We start from the raw sequence: 19,737 nt of genomic DNA, 5'->3' as shown, positions 1-19,737 counted from the left end.
TCGTGGCGCGCCTTACTCGGCGGCCTCGGTCCGCGGCGAGGAGCCTTCGCGCTTGCCGCTGGTATAGGTGCTGCCCGGACGGTTCTGGCCCGGGGCGGGCTTGCCTTCCAGCGGCGGCAGTTCCAGCGCCTTCTTGAGGTCGATGCCCGCGCCCTCGGCGACACGGCGGCCGTAATCCTCGTCGCAGTGCCAGAAGTGCCAGACCATGCGGAGCGCGATGTGCTCCGGGCACTCCTTCATGTCGGCCACGAGGTTGTTGATCAGGTCGTCGCGCTCCCAATCCTCGAAGGTGCGGTAGCGGTCGCCGGCCTGCTTGTAGTCGTCGGCCGTGCGCGTGGTCTGGTACCGGCCGAGATGGCCCTCGACCCATTGGTGGTAGTCCTTCGCGGGCCGCGGCGCCTCGCGCAGGCCGCCCATGGAGCTCGGCTCGTAGTTCACGTGCTTGCTCTGATCGGGGCCACGGTCGACATAGAAGGTCATGAGGCCGTCCCGCTGGTTCGTCTGCGCCCGCGCCTGCTCCTGCGGGGCGTTGACCGGAAGCTGCAGATAGTTGGGGCCGACGCGGTAGCGCTGCGTGTCCGAATAGGACAGGGTCCGGCCCTGCAGCATCTTGTCGTCGGAGAAGTCGATGCCGTCCACCAGCACGCCCGTGCCGAAAGCCGATTGCTCCGTCTCGGCGAAGAAGTTGTCGGGGTTGCGGTCGAGGACGAGACGGCCCACCGGCAGCAGCGGGAACTGATCCTCCGGCCAGCGCTTCGTGTCGTCGAGCGGGTCGAAGTCGAGCTCCGGATGGTCGTCGTCCGACATGATCTGCACGCACATCTCCCACTCGGGATAGTCGCCGCGCTCGATGGCGTCGTAGAGGTCGCGGGTCGCATGGCCCACGTCCCGGCCCTGGATCTCGGCCGCCTGCTCGCTGGTGAGATTCTTCACGCCGAGCTTCGGCTCGAACGAGAACTTGACCAGCACCGCCTCGCCCCTGTCGTTGACGAGCTTGTAGGTGTTGACGCTCGAACCCTGCATGTGCCGGTAATCGGCCGGGATGCCCCACGGGCTCTTCACCCAGGTCACCATGTGCAGCGCCTCGGGGTGGTGCATCACGAAGTCGTAGAAGCGCCACGGCTCCTGGCGGTTCGAAACCGGATCGGGCTTGAAGGCGTGGATCATGTCGGGAAACTTGATCGCATCGCGAATGAAGAAGACCTTCAGGTTGTTGCCCACGAGGTCCCAGTTCCCGTCGACGGTCTTGAACTTGATCGCGAAGCCGCGCGGATCGCGGGCGGTCTCGGGAGAATCCTTCGAGCCGATCACGGTGGAGAAGCGCAGGAACACGGGGGTGCGCACGCCGGTCTGGGTCAGCACCTTGGCCCGGGTGTACTTGGATGCGGGCTCGTCGCCGATCTTGCCGTAGGCTTCGAAATAGCCGTGGGCGGCGGTGCCGCGGGCATGGACGACGCGCTCGGGAATCCGCTCGCGGTCGAAATGGGTGATCTTTTCGATGAACTGATAGTTTTCGAGCGTTGCTGGTCCACGCTCCCCCACGCTGCGCAGGCTCTGATTGTCAGAGACCGGATGTCCCTGTCGGGTGGTGAGGGTCGGGCGCTTGTCGGCCATGGAAGTCCCCTGTCGTTTGTGGGTTGTGGCAATGTGCATAGCCCCGGTCGACCGAAACAGACCGGGGCTATGGCGTTAACGTCACCGATGGCCAGACGTTTCAGCTTCGCCATGGCGTATCCGCGCGGCGTGCGCGAAGCGCGACGCTCCGGCAGGATGCATGGCGTTCCTCACCGGAACGATATAGCGGGAGAAGATGTGATCATTTCCCTCCCGCGTCCGGCGTGGAAGTTCGTTCCTTCGTGAAGATCCCGGACGCGTGCCGGGCTTTTCTATTTCGGGATGCGCTGCCAGGGCATGGGCGAGCGGCGCGGCGGACTGGCCGCGAGGACCATCATCATCTCTCCCACGTTCTCCGGCGTGATCAGGCCCACGAGCCGGGACTCCCTGTCGGTCACCCCGATGGCCGGAACACGGGACTGCTGCATGATCTGCAGGGCCTTCTCCAGCGGCTGCCGGTGGTGAACGAGAGGGATGTCGGCGCGCATCACTTCCATGACCGAGGTCTGAGGGCCTTGCTCGCGCAGGGCGCGGATCATGTCGTCGCGGGTGAGGACGCCGCGCAGGTGCCCGGCGCCGTCGACCACCGGAAAATCGTGCTGGGTGGTGTGGATCAGGCACTGCACCGCATCCTCGACGCTGCTGCCGGGGCGCAGGCTCTCGAACTTCGTGATCATCGCGTCCGCGACCAGCATCCCGCGGGACACCTGACGCATCTGGACCGCGTGGGCCTCCCCGGCCGCGCCGAGATAGACGAAGATCGCGATGAAGATCAGGAGCGGGTTGCCCATGAGGCCGAGCAGGCCGAGGCCAAAGGCCACGACCTGTCCCACCGATGCGGCAATCTGCGTGCCGCGTTGATAACCCAGGCGCGAGGCCAGAATGGCGCGCAGCACGCGCCCGCCGTCCATGGGAAAGGCCGGGATGAGATTGAACACCACCAGGAACACGTTCACCATCGCGAGGCGGGCCACCATGCTCGTGCCGGGGTTCTGGACGTCCATGCTGTCCGCGGGCACGAAGCCGCCGAGCACGGCGAACAGGATGGCCGCGATCACCACGTTCACCGCAGGGCCGGCGAGAGCCACAATCAACTCCTGCGACGGCTCCTCGGGGATGCGCTCCAGGCGCGCCACGCCGCCGATGGGCAGCAGCGTGATGTCGGGTGTCTGCACGCCGTAGCGCCGGGCCGCGAAGACATGGCCGAACTCGTGCAGCAGCACGCACAGGAACAGGAGGATGACGAAGGCCGTGCCTTCGATGGCCGCCTGGCGTCCGCCGCTCGCGTAATGCGACACCGCGATCCAGACGAGGAAGAGAATAAAGGTGAAATGGATCCGGATGACCGTGCCCTTCACCGTGCCGACGGGGATCGACCATCCCATGCTCAACCCTCGCCTTTCCCGGTTCGTGCAGGAACGTCCGTCCGGCGGGTCAAGATCCGGCTTAGACGCCCCGCGGCCTCAACTTCTCGCACGGTCCCGCAATTCCTCGCCATGAGATGCGTCAATGACAACCTCCGTTCTCGCCTCGTGCGAATGCCGCCGGGAAAGATCCTCGTCGATGATCCGGGACCCGAACTGGTGGGTGATGTAGGACCAGAGCCACCGCAGGCTGACCAGGAGCCGGTTCTGGAACCCCACGAGCAGGTAGACATGGGCGATGCCCCAGACGAGCCAGGCGGAAAAGCCCTTCAGCTTCACCGTGTCCCAATGCACCACGGCCTCGTTGCGGCCGATGACGGCGAGATTGCCCCGGCTGCGGAAGCGGAAGGGCTTCGGGGTCTCGCCCCGCAGAATGCGCGCCTGGAGAGCCTTCGCGAGATAATCGCCCTGCTGATGCGCCACCTGCGCCAGGCCCGGCAGGGGCTTGCCGTTCTCGTCGCGCGCCAGCGCGAGGTCGCCGAGAACATAGACGTTCTCGAGGCCGGGGACGGAGAGGTCGGGCCCAACCTCGACGCGGCCGGCCTTGTCCGTGCCGACATCCAGCCATTTGCCCGCGGGCGATGCGGTCACGCCCGCGGCCCAGACGACCGTCGCCGTCGGGACGAACTCGCCCCCGACGACGATGCCTCTCTCGTCGATGTTCTCCACGGGACGGCCGGTGAGGATGGTCACGCCGAGCCGCTCCAGCGCCCGTACGGCGTAGGTCGAGAGGTCCTCCGGAAACGGACCCAGGATCCGGGGAGCGGCCTCCACCAGGAGGATGCGCGCCTTCGTCGGATCGATATTGCGGAAGTCTCGGGCCAGGGCCTGTTTGGCGAGGCCCGCGATGGCGCCGGCCATCTCGACGCCCGTCGGTCCGCCGCCGATGACCGTGAAGGTCAGAAGCCGCTCGCGCTCGGCCGGGTCCTCCTCCAGCTCGGCAAGCTCGAAGGCCATCAGAACCTTGGCGCGAATGCGCCGGGCATCGTCCAGCGTCTTGAGGCCGGGGGCGAACCGCTCCCATTCCGGATGGCCGAAATAGCTGTGCGTCGCTCCCGTCGCGAGCACGAGAGTGTCGTAGGCCAGTCTCTCTCCGTCGATGCTGATCTCCTGCCGCCCGGTATCGATGCCGTCGACCTCGCCGAGCAGGACGCTCACGTTCTTGTGCCGCCTCAGGATGCGGCGGATCGGTTCGGCGGTCTCGCCCTGCGACAGGACGGCGGTCGCCACCTGATAGAGGAGGGGCTGGAACAGGTGGTAGTTGCGACGATCCACGAGCGTGATCCGCAGCGGCGTGCCGCCGAGGCCCTGGGCCAGGGACAGGCCGGCGAAGCCCGCCCCCACGACGACCACGTGATGCGGGCGCTCCCCAAGACTCGGCCCTGTGCTCCCGGCCATGGGCCGGGCCGGCACCTGGCCGCGCTCCTCATTTCCTCCCTGCAGAATGGTCATTCCAAATCCCGTCGCGAACCTCCAGGGGTGAACGACCGGAACAGGCAACGGTTCGACGGAAAAAGGCCCGCGACGGCCCGGCAATAGGGCCGCCGCGTCACAGGTTGAGGAACAGGCGGGACATGGATGCGTTCCTGCCATGCATCCCACCTTGACCAGAGCAGCCCATGAGCAATCTTCTTCGCGTCATCCTCGCCATCCTGCTGCCGCCGGTCGGCGTCTTCTTCACCGTGGGCTTCGGCGGCCAGTTCTGGCTCAACATCCTGCTCACGCTGCTCGGCTACATTCCCGGAATCGTGCACGCGGTCTGGATCATCGCGCGGCGGACGCACTGATCCCTCAGGTGGGCGAGGTCTCGCTCTCCCGCTCCCGCTCCGGCGCCACGAGGTCGTCCACGCTGGGAACGCGAGGCGGGGTCGGGTTCATCCGGATGCCGCTCGGCGTCATGGCGCCTCCCGAGACGATGAAGGACATGGCGTCGTTGACGCTCCAGTCGAGCCAGACCAGCCGCCGCGTGGGCACGATCTCCACGTAGCCGGAGGTCGGGTTCGGGGTCGTCGGCACGTAGACGGCGGCCAGTTCCTCCCCCGTGTCGCTGGCATGGAAGGTGGCCGTCACGAACCCGACCACGCGCATGTCAGGATGCGGGAATTCGATCAGGACCGCCCGCTGGCCGCCCTGCTGGCCACCCTTTACGGACTCGATCAGGGTGCGGGTCGCTCCGTAAATGGTCTTGGCGAGGGGCACCCGGTCGATGAGCCGGTCGACGAGGCGCAGGATGCGGCGGCCGATCACCGCGTTGGCGGTGGCGCCGATCATGTAGAGGGCCGCCAGGACGATGAGGATGGCGACGGCCTGCTGAAACCAGTCGAGGATGAGCAGGTCGGCCACGTCCTCCGCATAGGGGCGGATGGCGGCGGCCAGGGCGAAGACGAGGGGGCGGCCCAGATAGATGATGTAGTCCAGGATGAACCACATCATCCACACCGTGATCCAGAGAGGGATCACCGTCAGGAGACCGGCGAGAATATTGCGACGGAGGCGTTCCATGCCGGGCTCCAGAAACCCTTAGTCGATGGTCGTGTGCTGCACCGTCTCGGAGCACGCATCGGCCTGCGCCGCATCGAGCGTGGCCCATCCGACGGGGCGGCCGGTGCCGGGAAGCACCTCGTGAAGCTGTCTGGTGCGAAGGATATAGGCCTTGGCCACCATCTGGGCCGTCACCGGGGCGGTGAGGAACAGGAACAGGGTGATCAGAAGCTCGTGGATCGAGGGCTTGCCTTCGATGATCGCGAAATAGAGCATGGAGGCGATCAGCATGCTCCCGATGCCCAAGGTGGTCGCCTTGGTCGGCGCGTGCAGCCGCCGCATCAGGTCGGGCAGCTTGGCGAGGCCCAAGGAGCCGACGAGGAGAAAGAACGCTCCGATCAGAATGATGGCCGCGACGGCCGCTTCGGCGATGATCATGGACTTGAACCCTACTCGATCACGTTCCCGCGCAGGAGATACTTGCACAGGGCGACGGTGGTCAGGAAGCCCACCATGGCGAAGAGCAGGGCCGCCTCGAAATACATGGTGGAGCGGAACCAGAGGCCGACCACGACGATGAGGCCGATCGTGTTGATGACCAGGGTGTCGAGGGCCAGGATCCGGTCGACCACGTCTGGGCCGCGGGCCAGCCGGTAGAGGGTCAGCAGGCTCGCGGCGGCGATGGTGACGGTGGCGATGAGGCAGGCGACGTCGATCATTCGAAGATCTCCTTGAGACGGCGCTCGTAGCGGTCCTTGATCTGGGCGACGGTGGCGTCCGGATCGTCGGTTTCCAGGCAATGGACGAGGAGGGACCGCCCGTCGGCGGACAGGTCCGCGCTCACGGTGCCCGGGGTCATGGTGATGGTGCCCGCGAGCGCCGTGATGGCCTCGGCCGTGGTCAGATCGAGGGGAACGGTGACGAACCGGGACCGGAGGGAGTTTCCGCGACGGAACAGCACCCAATAGGCGACCTGGATGTTCGAGACCACGATGTCCCACAGGACGATGCCCATATAGGCGATCACCGCGCCCGGGCGCCTGATGCGCGGGCGGTCGGGCCAGTAGGGGCTCGTCAGCTTGGGAATGGCCCAGCCCAGGAAGATCCCGATGACGATCTGACCGGCCGTGATTTCGTTCACGAGCAGGATCCAGACGATGGCGATGACGACGCTCAGGATCGGGTGGGGAAAGAGGCGGGTCATGGCTGCGGCTCCGAGAGCTGCGCCTGGGGCGGGGCGCCGAGTACGGCCTCCACATAGGCCCTGGGGTCGACGAGCTGCCGTGCGGTCGCCTCCAGGTGACGCGTCACCGGGCCCGCCCACAGGGAGAGGAGCACGGTTCCGGCCACCAGGGCCGCCGCCGCCATGACGGGCATGGCCCGGGCCGGCTGAGGCATCGGTTCGGGCTCGCCCGCAACGGCCTCGCTCTTCCAGAACAGGGTCGTGCCCGCACGGCTGAAGCCGAGGATGACGACAAGGCTGGTGGCGAGCACCACGGCCCAGATCCAGCCGACGGCGCCCGAGGGCCGCGTCGCGTCCAGGATCATGATCTTGCCGATGAAGCCGGACAGGGGCGGCAGGCCGCTCATGGCGATGGCCGCCAGGAAGAACAGGGCCCCCATCAGCGGCGCCTGGGCCATGACGGGGCTCGGCTCCAGGTCGTCCCGCCAGCGGCCGCGGCGGCGGGCGATGAGGTCGCTGAGCAGGAAGAGGGCGGCGCCGATCAGGGTGGAGTGCAGGGTGTAATAGAGCGCGGCCGTGAGCCCCGTGACGTCGAACAGCGCGACCGCCACGAGGAGCGAGCCCATGGACCAGACGATGGCGAAGCACACGAGGTCCACCAGCACCCGGCTCGCCAGCACGCCCACCGCGCCGATGGCCAGGGTGGCGAGGGCGGCCGGCATGATCCACGGGGCGGCGATGTTCGCCGCGAAGCCCGCGTCCGGCCCGAAGACGAGGGTGAAGACGCGGATGATGGAATAGGCGCCCACCTTGGTCATGATGGCGAAGAGCGCGGCCGAAGGCGCGGGCGCCGCCGCATAGGCGGTGGGCAGCCACCAGTGGAGCGGCACCAGCGCGGCCTTGATGGCGAAGACCAGGAACAGCAGGAGCGCTCCCGTGCGCAGGAGCGCCGCGTCGGCGGCCGGAACCTGCGCTACCTTGCCAGCGAGATCCGCCATGTTGAGGGTGCCGGTGACGCCGTAGATCAGGCCGACCGCGAAGAGGAAGAGGGTCGAGCCGATGAGGTTGATCGCCACGTATTGGAAGCCGGCTCCGAGACGGCGCGGCCCGCCGCCGTGCAGGAGCAGCCCGTAGGAGGCGATCAGCATGACCTCGAAGAACACGAACAGGTTGAACACGTCGCCCGTGAGGAAGGCTCCGTTGATCCCCATGAGCTGGAACTGGAGGATCGGGTGGAAATGGTGTCCCTTCTCGTCCCAGCCGTTCGAGGCGTAGATCGCCACCGCCGAGGCCAGAACCGCCGTCAGGAGCACCATGGTGGCGGACAGCCGGTCGAGCACGAGCACGATGCCGAACGGGGCGGGCCAGTCGCCGAGGCGATAGGAGCGCACCACACCGTCGGTGGCGAGCATGAAGACGCCGATGCTCGCGACCAGCAGGAGCGCAACCGCGGCCAGGGACGTCCGGCGCTGCAGGTTGGGCGCGCGTCGGGTCAGCAGCAGCAGCGGCGCCGTCAGGGCCGGGATCAGGATGGGGGCGACGATCCAGGAACTCATGAGGTCAGCCGCTCCTCGGCCGGCTCCATCTTGGGCACGCCCTGGTCGACCCGGTCGGACCCGGTCTCCAGGTAGCCGCGCAGGGCCAGCACGACGATCAGCGCCGTCATGCCGAACGAGATCACGATGGCGGTCAGCACCAGAGCCTGCGGCAGCGGATCGGTGTAGCGCGCCGCGTCGTAGGCGATGATCGGGGGCTCGTCGACCGCCAGCCTGCCCATGACGAACAGGAACACGTTCACCGCATAGGAGAGGAAGGTGAGCCCGATGATCACGGGAAAGCTGCGTCCGCGCAGGATCAGGTAGATGCCGGCGGCGCTCAGGAAGCCGATGCTGCTTGCCATGAGGATTTCCACGGTCAGTCCTCCTTTCCGTAGGCGGGGGTGGGGGCGTTGAAGACGCGCACCGGCGGCAGCCGGATGTCCGAGGGGCCCTCCGGCACGGGCTTGCGCTCGGCCCGTGCCTGCACGCGCGAGATCTGGGCCAGGGACAGGAGCACCGTTCCCACCACGGCGAAGAAGACGCCGGTGTCGAAGGCCATCGCGGAGGCCAGCTCGAACTCGCCGATGACCGGCAGGTGGAAGTAGCCGAAGGTGCTCGTGAGGAAGGGGCGCGCGAAGAGCAGGGCGGCAAGGCCGGTGAGGCCGGCGATCAGGACGCCGAGGCCCAGCATGGTGTGGGCGTTCAGGTGCAGGCGGTTCGCCGTCCAGGTGTACCCGCTCGCCATCGCCTGCATGAGAAGCGCGATGGCGACCACGAGACCGGCGATGAAGCCGCCGCCCGGCTGGTTGTGGCCGCGCAGGAAGATGAAGACGCCGACCGTCAGCGCGAGTGGCAGCAGCACGCGCGTCACGATCACGAGCATGAGCGGATGAGCGTCGGCGGCTTCCGTATCCTGGCGCATGGCGGCGAGGCGCTGCGCGGCGGCGCCCCGGAGCGAGCTGTCGAGCAGGGCGTAGATCGCCAGCGCCGCGATGCACAGCACGATGATTTCGCCGAAGGTGTCGAAGCCGCGGAAATCCACCAGGATCACGTTGACCACGTTCGTGCCGCCGCCGCCCGGCTTGGACTGGGCCAGGTGGTATTCGGAGATCGACTGGAAATTGCGCGTCATGACCGCGTAGGACAGGCCGCCGAGCCCCAGTCCCGCCACGCAGGCCACGACGCCGTCCCTGATCCGGCGAATCCGTCCGGATTCCCGCGGGGTCGTGCGCGGCAGGAGGTTGAGGGCGAGCAGCATCAGGATCGTCATCACGACCTCGACCGAGATCTGCGTCAGGGCCAGGTCGGGAGCCGAGAACTGGATGAAGGCCAGGGAGACGACGAGGCCGACGATGCTGGTCAGGATGAGGGTGAGAAGCCGGTTCGCGTGGAGCACCACCACGGCGAGGCAGGTCGCCACCAGCGAGATCCAGATGATCAGGGCCGGCAGGTTGACCGGCAGGAGAGGCCTGTCGCCCGCCTCGTAGGGGCCCGTGAAGAAGCCCACCATGCCGACCGCGACGATGGACACCACGATGACGGCGAAGTAGCGCGTCAGGGATTCCGTGTGCAGCGCCCCGATCAGATCGCGCGCGCCTTCGACGGCGGCGTTCACCGTCGCGTCGAAGAGGCGCTTGGCCTCCGGGCGCGGGACGGACAGGCGCAGGCGGTCGAAGAGGCCGAAGGCGGCCAGCACGGCCCCGCCGCCGATGAAGGCCACGATGCTCATGAAGAGCGCGGGCGTGACCCCGTGCCAGAGCGCGAGGTAGTAGGAGGGCAGGGGCGCGCCCACGACCGCGAGCGCCGTGCGCTCGACCACCGGGCCCGCGAAGAAGGCCGGCAGGAGCCCGATGGCGATCACCGGCACCACGAGGATCGCCACCGGCAGCCAGAGGCCCACCGGGGGATCGTGCGGGTGGTGCGGATAGTCGTGGCGCACGGGGCCGAGATAGACCAGCATCGCCAGCCGGGCCGAATAGGCGACGGAGAGCAGGGCGCCCGCGGTCGCGAGGGTCGGCAGGATCCAGTAATTGCCCGCATAGGTCGTGTGGCCGACGGTTTCGAGCATCATCTCCTTGGAGAGGAAGCCGTTGAGAAGCGGCAGGCCCGCCATGGAGCCCGTGGCCACGAGGGCGAGCGAGGCGCTGATCGGCATGAGGCGCAGCAGCCCGCCGAGCCGCTTCACGTCCCGCGTGCCGGTCTCGTGGTCGACGATGCCGACGCTCATGAAGAGCGCCGCCTTGAAGGTGGCATGGTTGAGGATGTGGAACACCGCGCCCACCGCCGCCAGGGGCGTGCCGATGCCCAGCATCATGGTCATGAGGCCGAGATGGCTGACCGTCGAATAGGCGAGGATGGCCTTGAGGTCGTCCTTGAACAGGGCGATCCACGCGCCGACCAGCATGGTGACGAGGCCGGTCAGGGTGACGATGAGGAACCAGGCCTCGGTGCCGGCGAGCACCGGCCACAGGCGGGCCAGGAGGAACACGCCGGCCTTCACCATGGTGGCGGAGTGCAGGTAGGCCGAGACCGGCGTCGGCGCGGCCATGGCGTGCGGCAGCCAGAAATGGAACGGGAACTGGGCCGACTTGGTGAAGGCGCCGCCGAGGATCAGCAGCAGCATCGGCAGGTAGAGCGGGGAGTTCTTGATCACGTCGCCGCGCTGAAGGATCTCCGTCAGCTCGTATGAGCCCGCGATCTGGCCGAGCAGCAGGACGCCCGCCATCAGCATAAGGCCGCCGCCGCCCGTGACCACGAGGGCCATGCGTGCGCCCTGCCGCCCTTCCGGGACGGCGCGCCAGTAGCCGATCAGCAGGAAGGAGCTGAGGCTCGTGAGTTCCCAGAACACCGTCAGCAGGAGGACGTTGTCGCTGACGACGACGCCCACCATCGCCCCCTGGAACAGGAGGAGATAGGTGTAGAAGCGCCCCATGGGATCGTTGGGGCTCAGGTAGTAGCGCGAATAGACGATCACCAGCAGGCCGATCGCCAGGATCATGGCCGCGAAGAAAAAGCCCAGCCCGTCTAGGAACACGCTGAACGACAGGCCGATCTGCGGCAGCCATTCGTAGCGCGCGGTGAGGACCTCGCCGCCATAGATCCTGGGCGCGGCGGCCGCCAGGAGGAACAGCGCCGCAACCGTCGGCACCGCCGCCACGATGGCGGAGATGGTCCGCCCCGACTTGATCGCCAGCGAGGGAAGAAAGGCGGCAAGGAGCGGCAGGACTGGAAGCAGGGCAATGTTCATCGGTGTCGGATCTGTCTCGCTCTTGCTACGGAAAATGGGTCTTCACGTCCGCCGCTAACTAGGGTGTGCAGTGCCTCGAACCAGATTGCATCAGGGCTTGTCAATGGCCGATGGTCAACCGTCGCGCCAGCGAAAAGCGTGCGGACGCATGGTCATTCGTCCAGCAGAGCATCGAGATCGAGGCTCGAATCCCGGCCGAGCCGGCCCGCGTCGTTCTGCAGGAATGTCTCCGCCGAGCGGCGTCCGGCGTCCCGCAGATGGCAGAGAAAATCCCACTCCGCGTTCAGTTTCGAGGAATAGCCCAGATCCGCCATCTCCGGGCTGGCGATGCGGTGGACGCGCATCTTCGCCCACAGGGCCCCCTCGCAATTGCCGGGATCCGCCACCTGCCGCAGCAGGGCGATCATCCGCAGTTCCTTCAGCAGGCTGGAGTTGAAGGATACTTCGTTCACCCGGTTCACGATTTCGCGGGCGCTGCGCGGCGTGCCGGGACGCTCGACCGGATTGACCTGCACGATGATGACGTCGTCCGATCCGCATTCCTTCACCAGGGGCGTGATCGCCGGATTGCCCGTATAGCCGCCGTCCCAATAGGGCTCGCCGTCGATTTCGACCGCCTGGAACAGGAAAGGCAGGCAGGCGGAGGCGAGCAGCGCGTCCGGCGTGATGCCGGGATTCCGGAAGATCCGGCCCTGGCCTGTATGGACGTTCGTGGCGGTGACGAAGAGCTTGATCGGCGCATCGGCGAGACGGCCGAAATCGATGGTCGCCTCCAGAATGTCCCGCAGAGGATTGTTCTCCTTCAGGATGTTCAGGTCGTAGGGCGAGACCAGACGCGCCACGATGTCGTAGGCGACGAAGGCCGGGGAATAGTCCAGCGACCAGCGGCCGAGCAGGATGTCCAGCGGCGTGCGGCGAAAGGGGCTGAGCAGGGCCACCTCGGAAACCCGCCGCCAGAACCGTTCCAGGGCGGCCCGCGCGCCCTCGGGCCCGCCTTCGGCATAGCCGCCCACGAGGACCGCCGCGTTCATGGCCCCGGCGGAGGTGCCGGAAATACCGTCGAAGGTGAGCCAGGGCTCCTCCAGCAGCCGATCGAGGACGCCCCAGGTGAACGCGCCGTGCGCACCGCCGCCCTGGAGGGCGAGATCGACCGGGATGGTGGCGCGGCGCGCGGTGGATTTCGGCATCTGGATTCTCACCTCGTCAGGACAATTGTCTCGGGAAGGGTCCGTGCCCCCAAGATGTGCCGCCGAACCGAGCGGGGCAAGCCGGTCGGCGATGCAGGCCAGCCTGACAATATCGGGAGCAGGGTTGAGGCCACTCGGGCCGGGGCCATCATTTGGGCATGACGACGACGCTCGAACGCCAGGACCCCGTCAGGACGATGCTCGTCCGCATCGCCGGCGAACAGATGCTGCAGGCGCAGGTGGATCGGCAACCCTTCGGCGGCGGCATGGAGGCCTCCCAGGTGGAGCTGGTGACCGCCCGCTACCGTGAAGGCGGGCTCCCGAGGCTTCTGCGCGTGGTCATGAAGCGGCTCCAGGGACGGCCCGCACGCGAGGCCGCGATCTACGAAGGACTCGTGGCGCACTGCGCCAGCCGGATCTCGCCGCGTCTGCTCGCGGTCGAGCATTCCGACGATTCAGTTCTTCTGTGCCTCGAAGCCATTCGCAGAACCGCATCCTGGCCATGGCGGAACCTGTCCGCCGGGAGCGAGCTGCTCGTGCGTCTCGCGCATTTCCACCGGATTGCCGGGGAGGCGGATGCGGAAATCCCGGCATGGGACTACGAGGCGGAGCTCGGCCTGCTGGCCGAGGCCACATGGACGGCGCTCGACCGGTGCCGGAGCCAGCCCGGCCTGTCGGCTCTGGCCAGGGACCTGCCCGCCCTGAGGCGCATCGTGCTGGAGCGGGTGCGCCTGCGCGAGCAGCTCCTGGCCGAGCACCCGTTCGGATGCCGGCCGATCCATGGCGACGTTCATCCCGGGAATGTGCTGGTGTGCCGGAGGGGGCAGGGCGCCGAGCCGGTTCTCCTGGATTGGGGGCGGGCGCGCCTCGGCTCTCCGCTCGAGGATGCGAGCTCCTGGCTGCAATCGCTCCGCGTCTGGGAGCCCGAGGCGGGGCGCCGGCACGACACGCTGCTCGCGGCCTACCTGTCCGCTTTCGGAGCGGACGGGGGCCTCACCTCGTCGGTCCGTGACGCTTACTGGATTGCGGGAGCGTCGAACGCCCTGTCCGGAGCCCTGCTCCACCATCTCCAGCGGGCCCAGGAGCCGGCTCTGTGCGCGCGTCGGCGGGCGGCCGCGTTCACGGCCGCCCGCGACTGGCTTCGCGTGCTGCGCCGCGCGAGCGCTAGCGCCGGCGCTTGATGAGCTTCCAGGCCTGCCGGAGGATGAAGAAATTGCGAATGAGCTTGAACATGGCGTGTTTCCTGCAAATGATCTGAAGGGACAACCCGGACCGGGCCGTTCGGGTTCACACGCGGTATGCGAGATATGCCGACAGAGCTCCGCCTGCGCCGAAACGGCGCCTGATGCGTTGAACCTTTTCGACTGCAGCGCGATTGGTTCCCGATGCCCGTTTCAACCGCCGTTCGCCCCTCGACGCGCCACGCGAGCCTCGGCTCCGATTTCTACGACGTGGTCGCGCCCGCCTCGTTCCCGCAGCACATCCTGCGCTACCGCAACCGGCGCTGGGCGGCCAGGGTCGGACTCGACACGCTGACGGATGAGGAGTGGATCGCCCATTTCGGGCGCTTCGAGCCGCTTGCGGGGAGCCTGCGGGAGCCGCTGGCGCTGCGCTATCACGGCCACCAGTTCCGGACCTACAATCCCCATCTCGGCGACGGGCGCGGCTTTCTCTTCGCGCAGCTGCACGACCTCGCGGACGGGCGGCTGCTCGATCTCGCCACCAAGGGCAGCGGCCAGACGCCCTGGTCGCGCCACGCGGACGGACGGCTGACCCTGAAGGGCGGGGTGCGCGAGGTGCTGGCGACGGAGATGCTGGAGGCGCTCGGCGTCGAAACCTCCAAGACCTTCAGCCTGATCGAGACCGGGGAGGAGCTGGAGCGCGGCGACGAGCCTTCCCCCACGCGCTCCTCGGTGCTGGTGCGCCTGAGCCATTCCCACATCCGCATCGGGACGTTTCAGCGCTTCCTCTATCTCGACGAGACGGACAACATCCGCACGCTCCTCGACTACACCGTCGAGACCTACATGCCCGATGCGCGGCGCGAGGACGAGCCCGCCCGTGCGGCGGCCTTTCTCGAGGAGGTCTGCCGGAGGGTGGCGCGCATGGGCGCGCAGTGGATGGCGGCGGGCTTCGTGCACGGGGTGCTCAACACCGACAACATCAACGTCACCGGCGAGAGCTTCGACTACGGCCCCTGGCGCTTCATTCCCGCCTACGATCCGGCCTTCACCGCCGCCTATTTCGACGAGACCGGGCTTTACGCCTTCGGCCGCCAGCCCGATGCGCTGCTGTGGAATCTCTTCCGGCTGGCGGAATGCCTTCTGCCGCTCGCGCCGCAGGCGGAGCTCGAAAAGGCGCTTCAGGTTTTCGAGCCCGCCCTGCACCGGGAGTTTCCGGCCGCGCTCCTGCGCCGTCTCGGCCTGGCTTCGGCGGGGTTCGAGCGCGACGGCAGGCTCGCCCGGGCGCTCTGGACCTTCCTGCACGAGACGAAGGCGCCCTTCGAGCAGACCCTGTTCGACTGGCGCGGCGGATGGGCGAGCGAGCAGCGGGCCGCGCGAAGCCCCTCGGCTGCGTTCTATGCGCAGCCCGCCTTCCGTCCCGTGCACGCGGCGATGGAGGGCTTCGAGCCTGCGCCGGATGCGCGGCTGGACCATCCCTATTTCGCCCGTACGAGCCCCTGCACCATGCTCGTCGAGGATGTGGAGGCGGCCTGGGCCCCCATTGCCGATCGCGACGACTGGACCATCTTCACCGCGAAGCTGGACGACATCGCCACGATGGCCGACGCCTACGGCACCATGCCCTCGTGAGGGAATCGGGTGCGCCGCGGTGTGTTCAGGCCGAACCTTCCAACCCAGGAGATTTCCCATGCAGCAGCGTCGACTCGGTCAGTTGCAGGTATCCGCCATCGGTCTCGGCTGCATGGGTATGTCGGACTTCTACGGCGGCCGTGACGAGGACGAGGCCATCGCCACGATCCACCGGGCCGTCGAGCTCGGCGTCACCTTCCTCGACACGGCGGACATGTACGGCGTCGGGCGCAACGAGGAGCTCGTCGGCCGCGCCGTCCGCGACCGGCGCGACCGGGTCGTGCTCGCCACCAAGTTCGGCAACATGCGCGCGCCGGATGGGACCTTCCTGGGCATCAACGGCAAGCCCGACTACGTGCGCCAGGCCTGCGAGGCGAGCCTGAAGCGGCTTGAGGTCGAGACCATCGACCTCTACTACCAGCACCGGGTCGATCCCGAGACGCCCATCGAGGACACGGTCGGCGCCATGGCCGACCTCGTGCGCGAGGGCAAGGTTCGCTATCTCGGCCTGTCGGAAGCCGGTCCCCAGACCATCCGCCGCGCCCATTCGGTGCATCCGATCACGGCGCTGCAGACCGAGTATTCCCTGTGGAGCCGCGACCCGGAGGACGAGATCCTGGGCGTGGTGCGCGAACTCGGCATCGGCTTTGTGCCCTACAGCCCCCTGGGGCGCGGGTTTCTCACGGGGCAGATCAAGAGCCTGGACGATCTCGACCCTGACGACTGGCGGCGCAACGGCCCGCGCTTCCAGGGCGAGAACTTCCAGAAGAACCTCGACCTCGTGCGCGAGATCGAGGCCATGGCGCGCGAGAAGGATTGTACGCCCGCCCAGCTTGCCCTGGCCTGGGTGCTGGCCCAGGGCGAGGACATCGTGCCGATCCCCGGCACCAAGCGCCGGCGCTATCTGGAGGAGAACGTGGGCGCCCTCGACGTGCTGCTGACGCAGGAGGACATGGAGCGCATCGACCGGATCATCCCGCCCGGCGCCGCCGCCGGCACCCGCTACGCGGCGCAGGCCATGCAGGCGCTCGGGCGGTGACTTCGTCCGCGCGATTGCCGGGAACCGAAAGGAGGGCAGGCTGAAGCGGAGGAGGAGCGAGCGGTGAGCGATCCGAACCAGGCGCCGGAGGCCGAGCGCGAGGAGCGCTGGCAGGTCCTGACCCAGCTCGAGGAGTGGCTCGAGACCCCGATGCTGGTGCTCAGCTTCGTCTGGCTCTCCCTGGTCCTCGTCGAGCTGGTCTGGGGCACGTCCGGCGTGTTCGAGCTTCTCGGCACGATCATCTGGATCGTCTTCATCGCCGAGTTCGTCCTGCGCCTCGTCCTGGCCCCGGACAAGCTGAACTTCCTGCGCCGCAACCCGATCACCATCGTGGCCCTGCTCGCGCCCGCCTTCCGCATGTTCTACGTCCTGCGCTTCCTGCGCCTGGCGCGGGGCCTGCGCCTCGTGCGCATCGTCGGCACGGCCAACCGAGGGCTGAACGCCCTGCGCAAGAGCTTCGGCCGGCGCGGCCTCGGCTACGTGCTCGGCGCCACCGTTCTCGTGACGGTGCTCGGCGCGGCCGGGATGCTGGCCTTCGAATCCGCGCGGGAGGTGGAGGGCGGGTTCGAGAGCTATGGCGACGCCCTGTGGTGGACCGCCATGCTGGTCACCACCATGGGATCGGATTTCTGGCCCAAGACGGCCGAGGGGCGGCTTCTGACCCTGCTGATCTCGCTCTACGGCTTCGCCGTGTTCGGCTACATCACCGCCAGCTTCGCCACCTTCTTCATCGGCCAGGAGGCGAAATCCCGGGAAAGCGACGTCGCCGGCGTCGGGGACCTGGCCGCCCTGCGCGAGGAAATCGCCCTGCTGCGGAAGGAACTGCAGGGGCGGCGCCCGGACTGAAGCGCGCTGCCGAACAGGGGCCTTGCTGCAATCCGCGGCGCCCCGACTGAACCAAGCCGGGCAGTATACGTTCTCCTTCGGGATCAAGTGGGATCTCATTCGACAGAATGGAGAGACTTATGCTGAAACGCCATATGGCGGCATGCCTTGCCGCTTCCGCCCTGTTCGCGGCGCCGGCCCTGGCCCAGACGTCCCCGACGGCCCCGGCGACGAACACGGCTCCCGTGACGACCCCGGCCGGACCGGCCGGTTCCACCATGGGGGCGAACCCCAACGCGGCCATGGGCGCCAACTCCTTCATCACCCAGCGCGAGCCCGGCATGTACCGCGCCTCCGAGCTGATCGGCACCGATGTCCGTGGCGCCAACAACGAGGATATCGGCGAGGTCGGCGACGTCCTGATCGACAGCAGCGGCCGGGCCCGCGCCGTGGTCGTGGACATCGGCGGCTTCCTCGGCATCGGCGAGACGCACGTTGCCATTCCGATGGACGCGGTCCAGTTCGGCGGTCAGCAGAATGCCACCGCCACGGGCTCCGTCGGCGGGACCGCCGGCACGACCGGAACCACGACGGGTGGCGCCACCACCATGGGCGGCGCCGGTCAGAACACGGCCGCCCGGACGGGCAACAACCAGCAGGGCATGGCCGGGGGTGCCAATGCCAGCGCGCCGGACATGATCGTGGTCGTCATGACCAAGGAGCAGCTCCAGAACGCGCCGAAGTTCGAGGAGAGCAACCGCGGATCGGGCGCCGGCACGACCGGCACGACCGGCACCGGTACGACCGGAACGGGCACGACGGCTCCGCGTCCGTAACGAATCGTGGGGAGGACCTCGGTCCTCCCCATTTCGCCCATACGCTTGGCCGACCGGCCTATAGCCTCTCACCGAAAGGCTGCAGCGCAAGCGGACGGCCTCCCATGGATCCTCCGGGCCTGCTCAAGGTTGACCATTCATGGATCGGGTCCGCAACATCCTCGCTCTCCTGCGCGCGCAGCTCTGGATCATTCCGCTGGTCATCAGCGTCCTGTCCATGGCCTTCGCCTTGTGGGTCCTCAATTCGGGCGCCGTGCTCTTCGCATCCTGGGACGACGGCAAGCTCTGGTGGCTCTACAGCGGCGATGCCAGCAGCGCCCGGGATCTCCTGTCGAGCCAGCTCTCGGGCCTGATGACGATGATTTCCCTCATCGTCTCGGTCACCTTCGTGATCCTCACCCTGTCGGCGAACCAGCTCGGGCCGCGCCTCATCAGCACCTTCATGGCCGACCGGCAGATCCAGGTGGTTCTCGGCCTCTTCCTGGGCACCATTCTCTACGTGCTCGTGGTGCTGCGCACCCTCGACGAGGATCTCGGCTCCGAGGGGGTGCCGCATATCGCGGTGACCCTCGGCAGCGGGCTCACCATCGTCTGCCTCTTCGCGCTGCTCTTCTACGTGCACAAGATCGCCCGCTCGATCATCGCCGACAACATCGTCGCGCGGGTGGCGAGCGATCTCTACGGCGACATTTGCGAGATGCTGCCCGATGAGGCGGACGGGACGGAGCGTGCCGTGCCGGACGTGACGATGCGGAAAGCCTGCACGATTTCGCTCGGCCGGAGCGGGTACATCCAGGTGATCGATTACGACGAGCTCGTCGCCGTCGCCTGCCGCGAGATGGCGCTCCTCGAGGTGAAGGTGCGGGCAGGGCACTTCGTCATGAAGAGCGGCGAGCACGTGGTCGTTCATGGCGAGCGCCCGCTCGAGCCCGACGCCGCCGAGGCGGTGCGGCGCGCCTTCGTGATCGACAGCCAGCGCAGCCCGGCGCAGGACCTGGAATACGGATTGCGTCAGCTCGTCGAGATTGCCCTGCGGGCCCTCTCGCCGGGCATCAACGATCCCTTCACGGCGATCGCGGTCATCAACCGTCTGGGAGCCGCCCTGGAGGAGATCTTCGGGCGGCAGCTCCAACCGAGGGTGCTGCGGGACAAGGAAGGGGCGATGCGCGTCATCGCCCAGCGCTCGGACGTCGAGGGGCTAGCCGACGCGGCCTTCGACGCCATCCGCCAGGCGGCCCGCGGGCATCCCGCCGTGCTCATCCGGATGGCCGACGTGCTGGGGCAGCTCGCGCCCGCCGCGAAGACCGACGCCATGCGCGAGGCCGTGACGCTGCAGCTCGCCAAGCTGGCGGAGACGGTCGGAGAGGCCGGTCTCGCGCCCAGCGACCGGACGGCGGTTCTGGTTCGCATCGAGCAGGCGAAGGTCGCCGTCAGCGCCCGGCCGAAGGAAGGGCTCCTCCACGCTCTCTGAACGACGCGGCAGCGGCTGCCCTTTGGTCCGTCTCGGAAAAGGCGATGTCGTCTGATATGGTGTCTCCCTGCCCATCCCC

At 67.8% G+C, this 19,737-nt stretch carries 18 protein-coding genes; 7 read left to right on the top strand and 11 right to left on the bottom strand.

All coding sequences use genetic code 11. From position 1 onward, the window contains the following. Positions 1 to 12 precede the first annotated feature (12 nt). From ACFOYU_RS25815 to ACFOYU_RS25805, 3 genes are all read right to left on the bottom strand, one after another. Positions 13 to 1,614, bottom strand: coding sequence for a catalase (locus ACFOYU_RS25815; protein WP_226739692.1), 1,602 nt, complete (start codon positions 1,612 to 1,614; stop codon positions 13 to 15). Between the two features lie 272 nt (positions 1,615 to 1,886). Further along, positions 1,887 to 2,999 carry a site-2 protease family protein gene (locus ACFOYU_RS25810; protein ID WP_226739690.1) on the bottom strand — a complete coding sequence of 371 codons (1,113 nt, stop codon included), beginning with the start codon at positions 2,997 to 2,999 and terminating at the stop codon, positions 1,887 to 1,889. Between the two features lie 78 nt (positions 3,000 to 3,077). Beyond that, the gene (locus tag ACFOYU_RS25805) at positions 3,078 to 4,436 is read right to left on the bottom strand and encodes an NAD(P)/FAD-dependent oxidoreductase (RefSeq protein ID WP_377035766.1); all 1,359 of its coding nucleotides are present in this window, start codon (positions 4,434 to 4,436) and stop codon (positions 3,078 to 3,080) included. Positions 4,437 to 4,657: 221 nt separating this feature from the next. Between ACFOYU_RS25805 and ACFOYU_RS25800 the strand changes: the two genes are divergently transcribed. Then, entirely contained in the window at positions 4,658 to 4,825 is a 168-nt protein-coding gene (locus ACFOYU_RS25800) for a YqaE/Pmp3 family membrane protein (RefSeq protein ID WP_226739688.1), read from the top strand. A gap of 4 nt (positions 4,826 to 4,829) precedes the next feature. Here the strand turns inward: ACFOYU_RS25800 and ACFOYU_RS25795 are convergent, their stop codons facing one another. The 8 genes from ACFOYU_RS25795 to ACFOYU_RS25760 form a co-directional block, all read right to left on the bottom strand. Continuing rightward, complete coding sequence (locus ACFOYU_RS25795) at positions 4,830 to 5,540, bottom strand: DUF502 domain-containing protein (RefSeq protein WP_226739686.1); 711 nt, start codon at positions 5,538 to 5,540, stop codon at positions 4,830 to 4,832. Between the two features lie 18 nt (positions 5,541 to 5,558). After that, complete coding sequence (locus ACFOYU_RS25790) at positions 5,559 to 5,957, bottom strand: Na+/H+ antiporter subunit G (protein ID WP_226739684.1); 399 nt, start codon at positions 5,955 to 5,957, stop codon at positions 5,559 to 5,561. 11 nt (positions 5,958 to 5,968) lie between these two features. After that, the gene (locus ACFOYU_RS25785; protein WP_226739682.1) at positions 5,969 to 6,238 is read right to left on the bottom strand and encodes a K+/H+ antiporter subunit F; all 270 of its coding nucleotides are present in this window, start codon (positions 6,236 to 6,238) and stop codon (positions 5,969 to 5,971) included. Further along, positions 6,235 to 6,723 (bottom strand): Na+/H+ antiporter subunit E, encoded by a 489-nt coding sequence (locus tag ACFOYU_RS25780; RefSeq protein WP_226739680.1) that lies wholly within the window; start codon positions 6,721 to 6,723, stop codon positions 6,235 to 6,237. The genes ACFOYU_RS25785 and ACFOYU_RS25780 overlap by 4 nt, the downstream gene beginning before the upstream one ends. Continuing rightward, the gene (locus ACFOYU_RS25775; RefSeq protein WP_377035740.1) at positions 6,720 to 8,258 is read right to left on the bottom strand and encodes a monovalent cation/H+ antiporter subunit D; all 1,539 of its coding nucleotides are present in this window, start codon (positions 8,256 to 8,258) and stop codon (positions 6,720 to 6,722) included. Before ACFOYU_RS25775 ends, ACFOYU_RS25780 begins: the two co-directional genes overlap by 4 nt. After that, complete coding sequence (locus ACFOYU_RS25770) at positions 8,255 to 8,602, bottom strand: Na+/H+ antiporter subunit C (protein WP_377035739.1); 348 nt, start codon at positions 8,600 to 8,602, stop codon at positions 8,255 to 8,257. Before ACFOYU_RS25770 ends, ACFOYU_RS25775 begins: the two co-directional genes overlap by 4 nt. A 14-nt stretch (positions 8,603 to 8,616) precedes the next feature. Next, positions 8,617 to 11,487, bottom strand: a complete 2,871-nt coding sequence (locus tag ACFOYU_RS25765; RefSeq protein WP_377035738.1) for a monovalent cation/H+ antiporter subunit A — start codon at positions 11,485 to 11,487, stop codon at positions 8,617 to 8,619. Positions 11,488 to 11,639: 152 nt separating this feature from the next. Continuing rightward, entirely contained in the window at positions 11,640 to 12,674 is a 1,035-nt protein-coding gene (locus ACFOYU_RS25760; protein WP_377035737.1) for a patatin-like phospholipase family protein, read from the bottom strand. Between the two features lie 158 nt (positions 12,675 to 12,832). On the opposite strand from ACFOYU_RS25760, the gene ACFOYU_RS25755 reads away from it, so the two are divergent. The 6 genes from ACFOYU_RS25755 to ACFOYU_RS25730 all read left to right on the top strand — a co-directional run bounded on the left by ACFOYU_RS25755 (position 12,833) and on the right by ACFOYU_RS25730 (position 19,658). Beyond that, positions 12,833 to 13,855: a phosphotransferase gene (locus ACFOYU_RS25755; RefSeq protein ID WP_377035736.1), complete on the top strand. Its 1,023-nt coding sequence runs from the start codon at positions 12,833 to 12,835 to the stop codon at positions 13,853 to 13,855. A gap of 204 nt (positions 13,856 to 14,059) precedes the next feature. Continuing rightward, positions 14,060 to 15,487 (top strand): protein adenylyltransferase SelO, encoded by a 1,428-nt coding sequence (locus ACFOYU_RS25750; protein ID WP_377035735.1) that lies wholly within the window; start codon positions 14,060 to 14,062, stop codon positions 15,485 to 15,487. Between the two features lie 58 nt (positions 15,488 to 15,545). Continuing rightward, complete coding sequence (locus ACFOYU_RS25745) at positions 15,546 to 16,526, top strand: aldo/keto reductase (RefSeq protein WP_377035734.1); 981 nt, start codon at positions 15,546 to 15,548, stop codon at positions 16,524 to 16,526. Between the two features lie 63 nt (positions 16,527 to 16,589). After that, positions 16,590 to 17,372 carry an ion transporter gene (locus ACFOYU_RS25740; protein ID WP_377035733.1) on the top strand — a complete coding sequence of 261 codons (783 nt, stop codon included), beginning with the start codon at positions 16,590 to 16,592 and terminating at the stop codon, positions 17,370 to 17,372. Positions 17,373 to 17,491: 119 nt separating this feature from the next. Next, a complete protein-coding gene (locus ACFOYU_RS25735) occupies positions 17,492 to 18,187 on the top strand; it encodes a PRC-barrel domain-containing protein (protein ID WP_377035732.1) in 696 nt (231 codons plus the stop codon). 139 nt (positions 18,188 to 18,326) lie between these two features. Beyond that, positions 18,327 to 19,658, top strand: a complete 1,332-nt coding sequence (locus ACFOYU_RS25730; protein WP_377035731.1) for a DUF2254 domain-containing protein — start codon at positions 18,327 to 18,329, stop codon at positions 19,656 to 19,658. The last annotated feature ends 79 nt before the right edge of the window (positions 19,659 to 19,737 follow it).

It is taken from the genome of Microvirga sp. GCM10011540 (assembly GCF_042650665.1).
GTDB lineage: Bacteria > Pseudomonadota > Alphaproteobacteria > Rhizobiales > Beijerinckiaceae > Microvirga > Microvirga lenta.
The sequence above is the reverse complement of the archived record's forward strand: the minus strand, read 5'-3'. Positions and strand labels throughout refer to the sequence as shown.

Coding starts and splice junctions, on each gene's coding strand:
- ACFOYU_RS25815 (WP_226739692.1), bottom strand. CDS start 1,614: ATGGCCGACAAGCGCCCGACCCTCACCACCCGACAGGGACATCCGGTC.
- ACFOYU_RS25810 (WP_226739690.1), bottom strand. CDS start 2,999: ATGGGATGGTCGATCCCCGTCGGCACGGTGAAGGGCACGGTCATCCGG.
- ACFOYU_RS25805 (WP_377035766.1), bottom strand. CDS start 4,436: ATGGCCGGGAGCACAGGGCCGAGTCTTGGGGAGCGCCCGCATCACGTG.
- ACFOYU_RS25800 (WP_226739688.1), top strand. CDS start 4,658: ATGAGCAATCTTCTTCGCGTCATCCTCGCCATCCTGCTGCCGCCGGTC.
- ACFOYU_RS25795 (WP_226739686.1), bottom strand. CDS start 5,540: ATGGAACGCCTCCGTCGCAATATTCTCGCCGGTCTCCTGACGGTGATC.
- ACFOYU_RS25790 (WP_226739684.1), bottom strand. CDS start 5,957: ATGATCATCGCCGAAGCGGCCGTCGCGGCCATCATTCTGATCGGAGCG.
- ACFOYU_RS25785 (WP_226739682.1), bottom strand. CDS start 6,238: ATGATCGACGTCGCCTGCCTCATCGCCACCGTCACCATCGCCGCCGCG.
- ACFOYU_RS25780 (WP_226739680.1), bottom strand. CDS start 6,723: ATGACCCGCCTCTTTCCCCACCCGATCCTGAGCGTCGTCATCGCCATC.
- ACFOYU_RS25775 (WP_377035740.1), bottom strand. CDS start 8,258: ATGAGTTCCTGGATCGTCGCCCCCATCCTGATCCCGGCCCTGACGGCG.
- ACFOYU_RS25770 (WP_377035739.1), bottom strand. CDS start 8,602: ATGGCAAGCAGCATCGGCTTCCTGAGCGCCGCCGGCATCTACCTGATC.
- ACFOYU_RS25765 (WP_377035738.1), bottom strand. CDS start 11,487: ATGAACATTGCCCTGCTTCCAGTCCTGCCGCTCCTTGCCGCCTTTCTT.
- ACFOYU_RS25760 (WP_377035737.1), bottom strand. CDS start 12,674: ATGCCGAAATCCACCGCGCGCCGCGCCACCATCCCGGTCGATCTCGCC.
- ACFOYU_RS25755 (WP_377035736.1), top strand. CDS start 12,833: ATGACGACGACGCTCGAACGCCAGGACCCCGTCAGGACGATGCTCGTC.
- ACFOYU_RS25750 (WP_377035735.1), top strand. CDS start 14,060: ATGCCCGTTTCAACCGCCGTTCGCCCCTCGACGCGCCACGCGAGCCTC.
- ACFOYU_RS25745 (WP_377035734.1), top strand. CDS start 15,546: ATGCAGCAGCGTCGACTCGGTCAGTTGCAGGTATCCGCCATCGGTCTC.
- ACFOYU_RS25735 (WP_377035732.1), top strand. CDS start 17,492: ATGCTGAAACGCCATATGGCGGCATGCCTTGCCGCTTCCGCCCTGTTC.
- ACFOYU_RS25730 (WP_377035731.1), top strand. CDS start 18,327: ATGGATCGGGTCCGCAACATCCTCGCTCTCCTGCGCGCGCAGCTCTGG.